Source organism: Amycolatopsis sp. NPDC049253 (assembly GCF_040678995.1).
Lineage (GTDB): Bacteria > Actinomycetota > Actinomycetes > Mycobacteriales > Pseudonocardiaceae > Amycolatopsis.
Genome location: NZ_JBFAQX010000006.1, coordinates 46,206 through 60,262, shown reverse-complemented (window position 1 = coordinate 60,262; position 14,057 = coordinate 46,206). Strand labels below are relative to the sequence as shown.

12 protein-coding genes are annotated in these 14,057 nt (G+C 71.8%); 9 read left to right on the top strand and 3 right to left on the bottom strand.

The genetic code is table 11. From position 1 onward, the window contains the following. The first annotated feature begins 70 nt into the window (after window positions 1-70). From AB0K15_RS16055 to AB0K15_RS16045, 3 genes are all read left to right on the top strand, one after another. On the top strand, window positions 71-1,063 hold the full coding sequence (locus AB0K15_RS16055) for a D-2-hydroxyacid dehydrogenase (protein ID WP_364050068.1): 993 nt from the start codon (window positions 71-73) through the stop codon (window positions 1,061-1,063). Continuing rightward, entirely contained in the window at window positions 1,060-2,442 is a 1,383-nt protein-coding gene (locus AB0K15_RS16050; RefSeq protein ID WP_364050066.1) for an amidase, read from the top strand. The genes AB0K15_RS16055 and AB0K15_RS16050 overlap by 4 nt, the downstream gene beginning before the upstream one ends. 62 nt (window positions 2,443-2,504) lie before the next feature. Continuing rightward, a complete protein-coding gene (locus AB0K15_RS16045; protein WP_364050064.1) occupies window positions 2,505-2,765 on the top strand; it encodes a hypothetical protein in 261 nt (86 codons plus the stop codon). Here AB0K15_RS16045 and AB0K15_RS16040 read toward each other — a convergent pair whose 3' ends face one another. Further along, a complete protein-coding gene (locus AB0K15_RS16040) occupies window positions 2,766-3,473 on the bottom strand; it encodes a helix-turn-helix transcriptional regulator (RefSeq protein ID WP_364050062.1) in 708 nt (235 codons plus the stop codon). A 65-nt stretch (window positions 3,474-3,538) separates the two neighbouring features. On the opposite strand from AB0K15_RS16040, the gene AB0K15_RS16035 reads away from it, so the two are divergent. Beyond that, the gene (locus AB0K15_RS16035; protein ID WP_360594512.1) at window positions 3,539-4,009 is read left to right on the top strand and encodes a MaoC family dehydratase; all 471 of its coding nucleotides are present in this window, start codon (window positions 3,539-3,541) and stop codon (window positions 4,007-4,009) included. A gap of 16 nt (window positions 4,010-4,025) precedes the next feature. On the opposite strand, the gene AB0K15_RS16030 is transcribed toward AB0K15_RS16035, so the two are convergent. Further along, a complete protein-coding gene (locus AB0K15_RS16030; RefSeq protein WP_364050060.1) occupies window positions 4,026-5,249 on the bottom strand; it encodes an MFS transporter in 1,224 nt (407 codons plus the stop codon). A 122-nt stretch (window positions 5,250-5,371) separates the two neighbouring features. Here AB0K15_RS16030 and AB0K15_RS16025 point away from each other — a divergent pair, with 122 nt between their 5' ends. After that, complete coding sequence (locus AB0K15_RS16025) at window positions 5,372-6,346, top strand: aldo/keto reductase (RefSeq protein ID WP_364050058.1); 975 nt, start codon at window positions 5,372-5,374, stop codon at window positions 6,344-6,346. A gap of 3 nt (window positions 6,347-6,349) precedes the next feature. Here AB0K15_RS16025 and AB0K15_RS16020 read toward each other — a convergent pair whose 3' ends face one another. After that, window positions 6,350-7,720, bottom strand: a complete 1,371-nt coding sequence (locus AB0K15_RS16020) for a wax ester/triacylglycerol synthase family O-acyltransferase (RefSeq protein WP_364050056.1) — start codon at window positions 7,718-7,720, stop codon at window positions 6,350-6,352. A gap of 161 nt (window positions 7,721-7,881) precedes the next feature. On the opposite strand from AB0K15_RS16020, the gene AB0K15_RS16015 reads away from it, so the two are divergent. The 4 genes from AB0K15_RS16015 to AB0K15_RS16000 are packed head-to-tail and all read left to right on the top strand — an operon-like array spanning window position 7,882 to window position 14,037. Continuing rightward, on the top strand, window positions 7,882-9,513 hold the full coding sequence (locus AB0K15_RS16015; protein WP_364050054.1) for a thiamine pyrophosphate-binding protein: 1,632 nt from the start codon (window positions 7,882-7,884) through the stop codon (window positions 9,511-9,513). Then, the gene (locus tag AB0K15_RS16010; protein WP_364050892.1) at window positions 9,513-11,570 is read left to right on the top strand and encodes a hydantoinase/oxoprolinase family protein; all 2,058 of its coding nucleotides are present in this window, start codon (window positions 9,513-9,515) and stop codon (window positions 11,568-11,570) included. Before AB0K15_RS16015 ends, AB0K15_RS16010 begins: the two co-directional genes overlap by 1 nt. Next, on the top strand, window positions 11,564-13,249 hold the full coding sequence (locus AB0K15_RS16005) for a hydantoinase B/oxoprolinase family protein (protein ID WP_364050889.1): 1,686 nt from the start codon (window positions 11,564-11,566) through the stop codon (window positions 13,247-13,249). Before AB0K15_RS16010 ends, AB0K15_RS16005 begins: the two co-directional genes overlap by 7 nt. A gap of 2 nt (window positions 13,250-13,251) precedes the next feature. Then, window positions 13,252-14,037 (top strand): SDR family oxidoreductase, encoded by a 786-nt coding sequence (locus AB0K15_RS16000; protein ID WP_364050052.1) that lies wholly within the window; start codon window positions 13,252-13,254, stop codon window positions 14,035-14,037. The last annotated feature ends 20 nt before the right edge of the window (window positions 14,038-14,057 follow it).

Sequence of the window (14,057 nt, the reverse complement as noted above, 5' to 3'; positions counted from 1 at the left end):
CTCCGGGGGTCGTTCCTCGGATTGTTGACAATCATACGAGCCACTTTTACGGTGTCAATGTGATGTCAATGTGATCGCCTCAGAAGTTCCCGTGCTGGCGGTGCTGTGCGGGTCGGCTCCACCACCGGACATGGCCGCTATCGAAGAAATGGCGGTGGTTCGTTACACGGACGCGCCAGGACTACCCGAAGCGCTTACCGGAGCCCAGGGGCTGTTCGTCTACGATTTCCTCTCCACGGCCGTGCCTGGCGCGTGGCACGCGGCCGGTGACCTGCGCTGGCTGCACATCGCGAGCGCGGGCGTCGACCCGGTGCTGTTCCCGGGCCTGGTCGAGAGTGACGTGGTGCTCACGAACTCGCGGGGCGTCTTCGACGACGCCATCGCCGAGTACGTGCTGGGCGTGGTGCTGGCCTTCGCCAAGGACTTCGCGCGATCGCTCGACCTGCAGCGCGCGGGCACGTGGCAGCACCGCGAGACCGAACGCGTAGCGGGGCGCGAGGCGCTCGTGGTCGGCACCGGGCCCATCGGCCGCTCGATCGCGCGGCTGCTGCGCGCGGCCGGCCTGCGCGTGGCCGGGGCCGGGCGGCGCCCGCGCTCCGGCGACCCCGACTTCGGCACGGTGCACGACTCCGCGCGGCTGACCGAACACTTGCCCGCCTTCGACTACGTCGTGGCCGTCGCGCCGCTGACCGAGCAGACGAAGGGCATGTTCGACGCGGCGGCGTTCGCGGCGATGAAGCCGTCGGCGCGGTTCGTGAACGTCGGACGCGGCGAGCTGGTGGTCACGTCCGACTTGGTGGCGGCCTTGCGCGGCGGGCAGATCGCGGGCGCGGCCCTCGACGTGTTCGACACCGAGCCGCTGCCGGGCGACAGTCCACTCTGGACAATGCCGGACGTGCTGCTCTCGCCGCACATGTCGGGGGACTTCGTCGGCTGGCGCACCACCCTGGTAGAGGTGTTCGCGGCGAACTTCCGCCGCTGGGTGGCCGGGGAGCCGTTGCACAACGTCGTGGACAAACGGCTCGGATACGTGCCGTCGGAATCTCAGGGAGCAGCCGGATGAGCCACCGGGAACTGACCGCCAGCGAACTGGTCGCCGCCTACGCCACCGGGGAGCTTTCGCCGGTGGAGGCGACCGCGGACGCGCTGCAGGCCATCGAAGAACGCGACGGCGAGCTCAACGCCTATTGCCTCGTTGACGCCGACCGCGCGCTGGAACAGGCGAAAGCCGCCGAGATCCGGTGGCGCGACGGCAACCCGATCGGCTGGCTCGACGGCGTGCCCTCGTCGATCAAGGACATGTTCCTCACCGCCGGCTGGCCCACGCGGCGCGGCTCCACGAGCATCCCGGCCGAGGGGCCGTGGGACGTCGACAGCCCCGTGATGGCGCGGATGCGCGAGGCCGGCCTGGTGGTGCTGGGCAAGACGACCACGCCCGAGATCGCGTGGAAGGGCGTGACCGACAGCGCGCTCGTGGGCATCACGCGCAACCCCGTCGACCCGTCGAAGACCGCGGGCGGTTCCAGCGGTGGCAGCGCGGCGGCCGTCGCGGCGGACATGGGCGCGATCTCCGTGGGCACCGACGGCGGCGGTTCGGTGCGGATCCCCGCGTCGTTCTGCGGGATCGTGGGGCTGAAGCCGACCCACGGCCGGATCCCGCTGTTCCCGGCGAGCCCGTTCGGGCCGCTGTCGCACGCCGGCCCGATGGCGCGCAGCGTCGACGACACCGCGCTGCTGCTCGACGTGATCGCCACCTCCGACCCGCGCGACCCGGCCGCGCTGGCGCCGCCCGTCGGCACCTACCGCGAGGCCGTGCGGCGCGACGTGCGCGGGCTGATCGCGGCGTTCTCGCCGACCCTCGGCTACGTGGACGTCGACCCGGAGGTGGCCTCGATCGTCGCGGCGGCCGTGAAGGCGCTCGACGACGCCGGGCTGCAGATCGAGCAGGCCGACCCGGGGTTCGAGGACCCGAAGCCGTCGTTCGACATTCTGTGGTCCACCGGCGCGGCGAAGCTGCTGGACTCGTTCCCGCCGGGCAGCGAGGACCGCGTCGACCCGGGGCTGCGCCGCGTGTGGGAGCAGGGCAAGACCTACAGCGCGAGCGACTACCTCGACGCCACCGCGGCGCGCGCGTCGCTCGGCATCCTGATGGGCGAGTTCCACACGCGCTACGACGTGCTGATCACCCCGACGATCCCGATCCCGCCGTTCGAGGCCGGGCACGACGTGCCGCCGGGCAGCGGCCTGAGCGAGTGGCCGGAGTGGACGCCGTTCACCTATCCGTTCAACATGACGCAGCAGCCGGCGATCAGCGTCCCGGCCGGACGGACGTCGAAGGGATTGCCGGTGGGGCTGCAGATCGTGGGCCCGCGGCACTCCGACGACCTCGTGCTGGCCGTCGCGAAGCTGCTCGAAGAGGTGCGGCCGTGGGTGGTGCGCTGACCCGACGCACGTTGGGGTGAACTCCGGCCGCCAGCACCGGAAACTGTGCCAGGGTCTGGCGCGTGCATTCCACGGGCTGGCGATACGAGCAGGCGATCGCCACTGTCGACATGACCGGTCAACCCACCCGCGTGATCGTGGGCCTCATCGAACGCGACGACCGTCTCTCGGCCGCCCTCCGCATCGAAGACGGCCCGACGGCGCTGGTGCCGCTCGAAACGGGCGGCGAGCTGCTCAAGGCGCTGCGCCAGACCCTCGAGAGCTGGTGGAAGCTCGACGGTCACCGCGACGTCGCGCCGGAGCCGCGGTCGCCCGGGCGCTGACTACCGGAAACGTGCACCACCGGAAACGCTGACCACCGGAAACGCCAGCCGCGCCAAGCGGTCCCGGCCGGCCGGCGTGATCCGCAGGGCTCGCCCGGCCGGACGGCGGCGCACCCAGCCCCCGTCGAGGAGGCCGCTCAGCAGCGCGGCACCGAGCGCGCCGGCGAGGTGGACCCTGCCCTGTGACCAGTCGAGGCAGGCACGGACGGCCGGAGCCGCGGTGACTCCGGTGATCCCGAGCGCGGTGAGCAACGGATGGTCGAAGGTGCGCACGGCGTCGGTGTCGCCGGGGCGGAGCGCGCTGACGACACCGTCTTCGTGAAGCCGTGCCGCGATCGTGACGCCGAGCCGGCCGCCGAGGTGGCCGTAACACACGCGGGCCTCGAGCAGCTCGTTCGTCGGCAGGTCCGGCTGCAGGTTCGCGGGCAGCCGCGGAGGCGCGAGCGCGGCGAGGGCTTCCACGAGCTGGGCAACCTCCGGACCGGCGAGCCGGTGCAGCCGCCGGCGGCCGGACTCCGTCACCCGCACCAGACCCGCGTCACACAGCCTGCGCAGGTGCGCGCTCGCGGTGGAGGGGGCGATCCCCGCGACCGTCGCGAGGGCGCGCGCGGTGTGGGCGGCACCGTCCATGAGCTGCAGCAGCATCGCCGCGCGCGCCGGTTCGCCGATCGCCTGCGCGACGGTCGCGATGTCCGGTCCGGCCGTCATCGGCCGAGATTAGCCCGCTGACAGTTCGCTGCGGAGCGAAGAGTTGTTGTGGCAGGCTGCGAGCCATGACCGAGTTCACGACGCCGATCGACGACCGCTGGTTCGAGGACTACCCGCAAGGCGCGGTATACGAGTTCGGCGAAGCGGTGGTGACCGCCGACGAGATCGTCGAGTACGCGCGCCGCTTCGACCCGCAGAGCTTCCACACCGACCCCGCCGCGGCCGAGCACGGGCCGTTCGGCGGTCTCGTCGCGAGCGGCTGGCACACGGCGGGCGTGATGATGCGGATGTTCGTGGACCACTTCCTGTCGTCGGTGTCCAGCCTCGGCAGCCCGGGCATGGACGACGTGCGCTGGCCGCGTCCCGTCCGCCCCGGCGACAAGCTCCACGTGCGCGCCACCATCGAGGAAGCGCGGCTGTCGAAGTCCAAGCCGGACCGCGGCCTGCTCCGCACGCACATCGAGCTCTTCAACGCCGACGACGAGGTCGTGATGAGCGCGCACGCCATCAACTTCATGGCGGTACGCCCGAAATAACCGGTTTGCGGCGGATTCAGGCGGCCGGCAGCGCGACCGGTTCGTGCCGCACCAACCCGCGCACCTGCCGGCTGGACAACGCGAGCAAGGTCGCCACCACGATCAGCACGCCACAGCCCAGCAGCACGGGCTCGCGACCCAGGTGCTCGACGAGCGGTCCCGCCGCGATCTGGCCGAGAGGCATGGCCGCGAGGGACCCCAGCATGTCGTAGGAGTACACGCGGGCGAGGCGGTCCTCGGGGATGTTCTCCTGCAGGGACACGTCCCACACGACGCTGAACTGCTCCATCGCCAGGCCGGCCAGGACCATCGCCGCGAGCAGCGGGATCAGCGCCGGCCAGAGGCCCAGGCTGAGCACCGGCAGCGCCTCCGTCGTCACCAGCAGGACGCCGACGAACAGCGCGCGCCGCGGTTGCCAGCGGGCGGCGACGAGGCCGCCGAGCATGGAGCCGGCCGTCTGGACCGCCAGGGCGAGGCCCCAGCCGGTGCGGCCGAACGTCTCGTCGGCGACGACCGGGCCGATCACGACGAGCGTGCCGAGGCCGGCGGCGTTGACGAAGGCGAACTGCACCACCACGATCCACACCCACGCGCGCGAGCGGAACTCGTGCCAGCCCGCCACGAGGTCGGCGAGGGGATGGCCCGCGTCGATCCGGGCGCCGCGCGGGAGACGGATGCCGCGGTAGGCGACGGCGGCGGCGAGGAACAGCAGGGCGTTCGCCGCGACCGCCCAGCCCGAGCCGGCCACGGCGACCACGATCCCCGCGGCACCCGCGCCCGCGACGCGGCCGGTGTTGGTGAGCAGCCGGATCAAGGCGTTGGCCTGGCTCAGCCGGGTCCGCGCCACGGTCTGGGGCGTGATCGCGGCCGCGGCAGGCAGCGAGATCGCCGCCACCGCGCCGTTCACCGCGCTCAGCCCGACGAGAAACGGGATCGACGCGAATCCACAAAGGACACTCACCGCGAGCACGCCCTGCGTGACGCCGGCGGCCACCTCGGTGCCCTGCATGATCACCGAGCGTGGCAGCCGGTCGGCCAGCACGCCGCCGAACAGCAGCAGCGCGATGTTCGCGACCGATCGCACACCCACCACGAGGCCGAGGTCGACGGCCGAACCGGTGAGGTCGAGCACGGCGAACGCGAGCGCCACGGGGGCGACGGCGTTGGCGAAGGTGGCGAGCGTCCGTCCGGTGGCGAGCGCGCGGAAACTCCTGCCGCGCAACGGCTCGAGGAGGCTCATCGGCGCGTCACGCGAGCGAGTATCCGATCACGGGGACATCCGGCACAACTCGATATCCGCTGGCCGGGACGCACGCCACAGGTGTGGTGCGCGGCCGTGGCCCGTGTGCTCTCCTAAGGGCCATGCGAACGACGATTCTGGGCAGGAGCGGCCTCGAAGTGTCGAGGGTCGCCTTCGGCACGTGGCAGCTCGGCGGGCAGTGGGGTTCCTTCGACGAGGACACGGCGATCGCGGCCATCCGGCACGCGCGCGAGCTCGGCGTGACCCTCTTCGACACCGCGCAGGCCTACGGCGCCGGCGCGGCCGAACAGCTCCTCGGCAAAGCACTTCGCAGTGAACTCGAGCGCGACCGCGACAGCGTCGTCATCGCGACCAAGGGCGGCACGAAACCGCGTGCCGAACGGGCCCGCGACTCCCGCCGTGAGTGGCTCACGCAGGGCGTGGACAACAGCCTGCGCCTGCTCGGCGTCGACCACCTCGACCTCTACCAGATCCACTGGCCCGACCCCGAGACGCCGGCGGCGGAGGTCGCGGCGACGCTGCAGGAGTTCGTCGACGCGGGCAAGGTCCGCCACGTCGGCGTCTCGAACTACAACGCCGCGGAGCTCGCCGCGTTCGACGAGACGCGCCCGGTGGAGACGCTGCAGCCGCCGTACCACCTGTTCCGCCGTGGCATCGAGACCGATCCGCTGCCGTACGCGCGGGAGCACGACATCGGGGTGCTCGCCTACAGCCCGCTCGGCAGCGGCCTGCTCACCGGCACCTTCACGGCCGACTCCGTCTTCGACGAGTCCGACTGGCGCTCGAAATCCTCGGCGTTCCAAGGCGAAAACCTGCGGCACAACCTGGAGATCGTCGACGAGCTCGCCAAGTTCGCCGCCGAGCGCGGCGCGTCGGTCAGCCAGCTCGCGATCGCCTGGACGCTCGCCCAGCCCGGCGTCCACGTCGCCATCGTCGGCGCCCGCAAGCCGCGCAACATCGAGGCCAGCACGGCCGCCGCCGACCTCGACCTGACGCCCGAAGACCTCGCCGAGATCGAGCGCATCACCGCCGGCGCCATCCAGGTCGGCGGCGCCAGCCCGGAGGGCATCGCGTAACCGCTACTTGACCCCCGTCGCCCCTTCCAGCTCCGCCAGCGCCGTGTCCAGGTGCGTGAGGATCCGCTGCAGGTGCGGCACGCTGCGCCGGCACCCGGTGATGCCGAAGTCGAGGTTGTCGCCGTTGCTGGTCAGCGTGATGTTCAGCGCCTGGCCGTCGAGCAGCACCGACGCGGGGTAGATGCCGTCGAGCGCGGCCCCGTTCCAGTACATCTGCTTGCGCGGGCCCGGGACGTTGGAGATCACCAGGTTGAACGGCGGCCGCGTGTTGTTCACGACGCCCGGGATCGGCGACGCGCCCAGCTGTGCCACGTTGACGCCCGAGAGCAGCAGTGTCTGCAACGGCGTGAGCTCCGAGAAGAGCTTCTTGCCGTTGGTCATCGACGTGTGGATCGCCGAAAGCCGCAGCGCCGGGTCGGACAGGTCGGTGCCGAGGTTGCACAGCAGCGCACCGATGTTGTTGCCGCTGGCCTCGCCGGCGTCGGCCTTGCGGCGCAGCGACACGGGCACCATCGCGATCAGCGGCGCGTCCGGCAGGGCGCTCTGCTCGATGAGGTAGTCGCGCAGCGCACCGGAGCACATGGCCAGCACCACGTCGTTGCGGGAGACGCCGGCGGCGGTCGCCACCGCGCGCACGCGGTCGAGCGACCACGACTGCGCGGCGAACCGGCGCGCGCCGCCGATGGGCACGTTCAGCATCGTCTTCGGCGCCTGCATCGGCAGTGTGAGCGTGTGCTCCCGGAACGCCTCGCGCGCGACCTTCGCCGCGGCCGGCGCGATGCCCGCGACCTGGTCGAACGTCTTGCCGGCGAGGCTGAACAGCGACGGTTGCGCGTGGCCGTTGCCGTGCGTCCCGTTCTGCCGGCTGCCCCACGGCGGCGGGCAGTCGAGGTCGTCCGGATCGTCGGACAGCGTGCCCTGCAGGTGGCGCAGCGCCGACACGCCGTCCATGAGCGAGTGGTGGATCTTGGAGTACATCGCGAACCGGCCGTCCTGCAGGCCCTCGATGAGGTGGATCTCCCACAGCGGCCGGTGCCGGTCGAGCAGGGTGCTGTGCCAGCGGGAGGTGACCTCCAGCAGCTCACGGATGCGGCCCGGCTGCGGCAGCGCGGAGTGGCGGAAGTGGTAGTCGAGCTCGAGCTCCGCGTCGGCGGCCCAGCGCACGTAGCCGGCGGTGTTCACGGGCCGGCTGGGCCGGCGCCGGAAGACGCTGCGCATGTTGTCCGTGGCGAGCATCTTCTGGCGGAGATCGCTGAGGTAGTTGCCGCCTGCGTTCTCCGGTTTGCGGAACAGCTGCAGGCCGCCGACGTGCATGGGGTGTTCGCGGGTCTCGACCATCAGGAACATCGAGTCGGTCACGGGCATCAACGGCATTTCCGACCACCTTCCGCCACGCCGGGGGCATCGGCGCTCCCCGGAGCCTGAGTCTACGCACGATGCGCCGTTCTCTGCCCTTTACCACGTAATCGCTGGTGACAAACGGTGTCCGGTGACGACTGTGCGGCGGTGTTCGTGTGGTGGATACGATCGCAGGCGTGGCAGGACGGACTGGTGCTCAGCATCTGGGCGACGCGCTGAAGGCACTCGGGACCGAAGTCGTGTTCGGGCTCCCGGGGGTGCACAACCTGCCGCTGTGGGAGGCGTTGGCGGAAACGGGAATCCGGATCGTCGGTGTCCGGCACGAACAGACCGCGGGGTACGCGGCCGACGGTTATGCCCGCGCCACGGGGAAACTCGGCGTCGCGCTCGTGACGACCGGGCCGGGTGCGGCCAACACCCTCGGCGCCGTGGGTGAGGCGATGGCCTCGGCCGCGCCGGTGCTCGTGGTCGCCACCGACATCCCGTCCACGCTCAAGCGCCCCGGCGTGGTGCGCGGCGTGCTGCACGAAACGTCCGACCAGCAGGCGATGTTCGCGCCCGTGACCAAGGCCGGCTTCACCGTCCACCGCGCCGAGCAGATCGGCACCACCGTGCACCGCGCGGCGCGCCTGGCGTTGATGCCGCAGACCGGCCCCGTGTACCTCGGCATCCCGACGGACTACCTGCGGGAAACCACGGAGGCGAGCGGACCGCCGAAGCCGCTGGCCGAGCGGGTGCTCGACCTGCCCGACCTGGCCCGCGCCGCCGATCTCCTGTCCCACGCCAGGCGTCCGTTGATCTGGGCCGGCGGCGGCGCACTGCGATCGGAAGCGGGCGAGGCCATCGGCAAGCTCGCCGAACGCCTGGCCGCGCCGGTGATCACGACGTTCGCCGCGCGCGGGCTGCTGCCGCTCGATCATCCTTGCCTGGCCCCGAATCCGGTGCACGCGCCGGAGGTCGGTGAGCTGTGGGACGAGGCCGACGTGGTGCTCGCCATCGGCACCGACTTCGACGGCCTGATGACGCAGAACTGGCTGATGCCCGCGCCGCCCCAGCTGATCGCGGTGAACGTGGACGCGTTCGACGCGGCGAAGAACTACAAACCGGACATCACGTTGGTGGGTGATGCCCGCCGGGTCGTCGAGTCGCTGCGGCCGGCCAGCAGGCCGGGCCTCGACGAGCTGACCGCGCGGCTGGCGTCGATCGGCCGCCGCGTGCGCCAGCGCATCCGCACCGAGGAGCCGCAGGCCGCCGACTTCCTGTCCACTTTGGAGGAGGTGCTCCCGGAGCCGGCCATGCTGGTCACCGACATGTGCGTGGCCGGTTACTGGATCGGCGGCTTCCACCGTGTGCCCGCGCCGCGCCGGCTCGCCTACCCGATGGGCTGGGGCACGCTCGGTTACGGCTTCCCCGCGTCGCTCGGCGCCGCCGCCACCGGTTCCGGGCGCGTCGTGTGCGTGACCGGCGACGGCGGTTTCCTCTACGCCGTGGGCGATCTCGCGACGCTCGCCGAGGAGCAGCTGCCGGTGACGGTCGTGGTCGTCGACGACGGTGGTTACGGCATGCTGCGCTACGACCAGGACCAGGAAGGCCTGCCGCACCGCGGCGTCGACTGGGACAGCCCGGATTTCGTCGGCCTGGCACGGTCGTTCGGGGTGCACGCCGACCGCGTTTCCGGGTTCGGTCGGGCGTTCCGGCGGCTGCTGGGCGAGTTCATCGAGTCGGACGAGCCCAATGTGCTGGTGGTGCGAGCGAAGCTGAAGCCGCCGGTCAACACCTCGCCTCGGTGGCCGCGGAAGCCGCGCTGATGGCCGGCCTGCGGGTCGGCGTCGACATCGGCGGCACGTTCACGGACCTGTGCGTGCTCGGCGAGTCCGGGGTCGTCGCGGTCGGGAAGGTGCTCACGACCCGTCGCGAGCCGGCGCTCGCGGTCGCCGAGGGCCTGGCGGAGGTGTTCGCCCGCGCCGGGTTGGACTTCGGTGACGTCGACCAGCTCGTGCACGGCACCACGCTGGTCACGAACGCGCTGATCGAACGCAAGGGCGCGCGCACGGCGTTGCTGGCCACGGCGGGGTTCCGCGATGTGCTGGAGATGCGCCGTGAACACCGGTACGAGCTCTACGACCTTCGTCTCGAGCTGCCCGAACCGCTGGTCCCGCGTTACCTGCGGTTCGACGTGCCGGAGCGGATCCTGGCCGACGGGACCGTCCACACGGGACTGGACGAGGAGCTCGTCGCACGGCTGGGGCGTGAGCTCGACGCGCGGGGGATCGACGCCGTCGCCGTGTGTTTCCTGCACTCCTTCACCAACCCCGCGCACGAGCGGCGCGCGGCCGAGGTGCTCGCGCGCGTGGCGCCGCGGCTGCGGGTGGCGCTGTCGTCCGACGTGGTGCCCGAGATCCGGGAGTTCGAGCGGACCTCCACCACGGTCGCGAACGTCTACGTGCGGGACCTCGCCGAGCGGTACCTGGCGGATCTGGCTCGCCGGCTGCGCGAGCTGGGGGTGCGCCCCGCGCCGCACATCATGTTGTCCCACGGCGGGATCGCGACCGTCGAGACCGCGGCCCGTTACCCGATCCGCATCCTCGAATCCGGGCCGGCCGGCGGGGCGCTCGCCGCGTCCGCGTTCGGTGTCGGGGCCGGGGAACGCGACCTGCTGGCGTTCGACATGGGCGGTACGACGGCGAAACTCTGCCTGGTCGCCGACGGCGCGCCCCTGGTGACGCACGAGTTCGAGGTCGGCCGCGAGTACCGGCTGCTGCCCGGTTCGGGGCTGCCGGTGAAGGTGCCGGTGACCGACATGATCGAGATCGGCGTCGGCGGCGGCTCGATCGCGCGGGTGAACGCGCTGGGGCTGCTGACCGTCGGCCCGGATTCGGCGGGGTCGGAGCCGGGGCCGGTGTGTTACGGCCGCGGCGGCACCGAGCCGACGGTCACCGACGCCGACCTGCTGCTGGGTTACCTCGACCCCGCGTACTTCCTCGGCGGCGGCATGGCGCTCGACGTCGAGGCCGCGCGTGCGGCGGTGCGGACGAAGATCGCCGAGCCGCTGGGCGTGAGCGTCGAGGAAGCGGCCTGGGGCATCCACACGAGCGTGAACGAGGACATGGCCAACGCGGCGCGGGTGCACGCGGTGGAGCGGGGCAAGGATCCGGCGAAGCTGCCGATGTACACGTTCGGCGGTGCGGGCCCGGTGCACGGCGCCGGGGTGGCCCGGGCACTCGGGGCGCCGACGGTGGTGGCGCCGCCGGCCGCGGGTGTGCTGAGTGCGCTGGGGTTTCTGACGGCGCCGCTGGCGTTCGACTTCGTGCGTTCGGCGCGGGCGGCCGTGCTCGACCTGTCTTGGGAGGACGTCGACGCGCGGTTCGCCGAGATGGAGGCCGAGGGGGCGGCACTGCTCCAGGAGTCCGGTGTGGACGGTGCGGACGTGACGCACACGCGCGTCGCCGAGATGCGCTACGCCGGGCAGGGGTACGAGATCCGCGTGCCGGTGCGGGCTTCGGCCGTCTCTTGGCCGGACGCGTTGGTCGCGGATTTCACGGACGTCTACCGCTCGTTGTACCGCCGAAGCGGACCGCCGGTGGCGGTGGAGGTGCTGAACTGGCGGGTGGTCTCGTCGGCGCCGGCGCCCGAGGTTTCGTTGCGGCTCGAGGACTCCGCGTCCGGGGATGCCTTCGACGGCAGCCGTCCGGTTTACTTCGCGGGTGGATTTGTCGACACGGCCGTGGTCGACCGGTACCGGTTGCGGCCGGGCACGCAGGTCGCCGGTCCCGCGATCGTGCAGGAACGCGAGTCGACCGTGGTCGTCCCGCCCGGCGCGCGCTGCGTGGTGCGTGGCGACGCGAGCCTGGAGGTGAGCTGGTGACCGACCCGATCCTCGTGGGCCTGATCGGCAACCGGCTGCACTCGATCCTGGCCGAGCAGCAGAACGCACTGGTCAACACGGCGTTCTCCGCCGTGGTGCGCGAGTCGCTCGATCTCGCGTGCGCCGTGTTCGACTCGCACGGCGAGATGATCGGCCAGTCGACCGGCGGCACGCCCGGCCACATCAACGCGATGGCCACCGGGCTGCGTCACTTCGTCGCCGAGCACCCGCCGGAGACGCTGGAGCCAGGCGACGTGCTGCTCACCAACGACCCGTGGCAGACGGCCGGGCAGATCAACGACATCACCGTCGCCACGCCGGTGTTCGCGGGCGGTCGGCTGGTCGCGTGGTTCGCGTCGTGCTGCCACGCGCCGGACATCGGTGGCCGGCTCGTGTCCGCGGACGCCACGGAGGTCTTCGAGGAGGGCCTGCGGCTGCCGATCCTGAAGTTCCTGCGCGCGGGCGAGGTCAACGCCGATCTGGAACGGCTGATCCGCGCCAATGTCCGCACGCCCGAGGAGACCATCGGCGACCTGTACGCGCAGGTCGCCGGCAACGACGTCGGCGCGGCGAGCCTCGTGCGGCTGCTGGAGGAGTTCGGGCTCGCGTCGCTCGACGACGTCGCCGCCGAGATCATGAACCGCTCCGAGCGGGCGCTGCGCGAGGCGATCAGCGCGTTGCCGGACGGCGTGTACCGCAACGAGCTGGTGACCGACGGCTTCGACGACGAACCGGTCACGCTGCGCGTCGCGGTCACCGTGGCGGGCGACGAGATCCACGTGGACTTCGCGGGTTCCTCGCCGCAGAGCCGACGGGGGATCAACGTGGTGCTGAACTACACGCGGGCGTACGCGTCGTTCGCGGTGAAGGCCGCGATCTCGCCGGAGGTGCCGCACAACGCGGGGTCGTTCCGGCCCGTGCACGTGAGCGCGCCGGAGGGCTCGGTGCTCAACTGCCTGCCGCCGGCGCCCGTCGCGTCACGGCACTTGATCGGGCACTTCCTGCCGTCGTTGCTGATCGGGGCGCTACCGGGCTGTCCGGTCGCGCCGAGCGCCGACGCGCTGTGGATGACGATCTGGCGCGGTGAAGGCTTCATGTCCACGGTGTTCCAGACCGGCGGCATGGGCGCGCGCGTGTCCCGCGACGGCCTCTCGACCACGGGTTTCCCCAGCGGCCTGCGCTCGACGCCCACCGAGGTGATCGAGACGAGCGCACCGCTGGTGCAGGGCGTGCGCGAGCTGCGGGTGGACTCGGGTGGCGCCGGGCAGTTCCGCGGCGGGCTGGGGCAGCGGACGACGATGTCGGCCCGGGGCGGGGTTTCCTGGAGCGTCAACGGGAACGTCGACCGCGTGCGGGCCGCTGCGTCCGGTGTGGACGGTGGTGCTCCCGGTGGTCTCGGGCGGTTCGGGCTGGTTTCCGGGGATGAGCTGCCCGCCAAGAGCCGCGTGGCCCTGGACCCGGACGCCGAGGTCGACGTCGTCCTCCCCGGTGGCGGCGGCTACGGCGACCCGCGGCGGCGCGCCGTGGCGGACGTGCTGGCCGACGTGGTGGCGGGGTACGTTTCCGCGGAGGCGGCGGAGTCCGTCTACGGCGTGGTGGTGCGGTACACCGGTGCGCCGGACGCGCTGGTCAGGCTGCCGGAGGACTACGAGGTGGCCGAACTTCGAGGGAGGGACTGAACATGGGTCGGCTGGCCGGCAAGGTCGCGGTGATCTTCGGGGGCGCGCGGGGCATCGGCCTCGCGACGGTGAAGGAGTTCCTGGCCGAGGGCGCCGTGGTTTTCGCGAGCGACATCCGCGAACCGGCAGCGCAGCTGGACGGCTACCGCCATTCGCTCGTGGACGCCACCGACGAGACCGCGGTGAACGACTTCGTCGCGGGCGTCATCGAGGACGCGGGCCGCGTCGACGTGCTGGTGAACAACGTCGGCGTCCACCTCGCGAAGCCCCTCACGGAGACGACGCTGGAGGACTTCGACACCATCTTCGCCCTCAACGTCCGCTCCGCCTTCCTCGGCACGCGCGCCGTCCTGCCCCACATGCTCGCGCAACGCTCCGGCAGCATCATCACGACGTCCTCCAACGGCGGCGTCATGGGCCGCCCGGGCGACCCGGTCTACAACGCGACGAAGCACGCCTTGGTGGGCCTGACGAAGTCCCTCGCCGTCGCCCACGCCCACCAGGGCATTCGCGCCAACACCGTCAACCCGGGCGCCATCGACACCGACATGCTCCGCTCGACCCTCGCCTCCCCGGACGACTTCGAGACCAAGCAACACCAACTCGTGGCCAGCACCCCGGCCGCCCGCGTCGGCGAGGCCACCGAAGTCGCCAAGGCCATCCTCTTCCTGGCCACCGACGAATCCCGCTTCATCAACGGCGCCGTCCTCCCCATCGACGGCGCCAAATCCGCCGGCGCGATGCCCTCGAACCGCTACAGCCTCGACTTCGACCTCGGCGCCCGCTGACCGCTGACCCCAACGCGGCG